Origin of the sequence: Collinsella sp. 4_8_47FAA (genome assembly GCF_000763055.1) — a bacterium.
In the GTDB taxonomy this organism is placed as follows: Bacteria; Actinomycetota; Coriobacteriia; order Coriobacteriales; family Coriobacteriaceae; genus Collinsella.
On sequence record NZ_KN214167.1, the window covers coordinates 1 to 569 of the forward strand.

The following is a 569-nucleotide window of genomic DNA, read 5'->3' on the forward strand; positions in this document are numbered from 1 at the left end:
TTTAAGAACGTCCATTACAGTCGAAATTGTCAGCCCGGGACCGTCTCGGGCTACGATTGAGGCGCGCCCAGAACGGGCCGCCGACCGGGCGCCCGCGCACGGCCGAACGTCCCTGCCCCCGAGAGGGCCTGTTGGGTGCTGCCGGCGCGGGACGCGCCGCCCCCGACGGCTGATAGGAAAGTGCCGGGCAGGCGCCGCGGCTGGTAATGTGAGTGCCGAGGGGGAGGCCATCCGGTCGAACGACTACCGGAAGGATACCACCGTGAAAGCGCCATCCACCAGACCCGCGGCCGTGCTCGGCCTGGACGTCGGCAAGTCGTCGCACTGGGCCTGCCTGATCGACCGCGACGGGGAGGTGCTGGCCAGCGCCCCCGTCCGCAACAGGGAGGCCGAGCTCGACGCGCTGTTCGCCTCCGCGCCCGCCGGCACGCTCGTCGTCGTCGACCAGTTCCGCAACATAGGGTCCCTCGCCGTGAGGCGGGCCCGCGCCGCGGGGCTCGGGGTCGCCCACCTGCCCGGGCTCGCCGCCAGCCGCGCCGCGGGCCTGTTCGCCGGCGAGGCCAAGACCG

1 protein-coding gene is annotated in these 569 nt (G+C 72.9%); it reads left to right on the top strand.

The genetic code is table 11. From position 1 onward, the window contains the following. Positions 1 to 262 precede the first annotated feature (262 nt). Positions 263 to 569, top strand: a 307-nt coding sequence (locus tag HMPREF9463_RS10265) for an IS110 family transposase (protein ID WP_148334246.1), incomplete at its 3' end; no start/stop codon positions are given.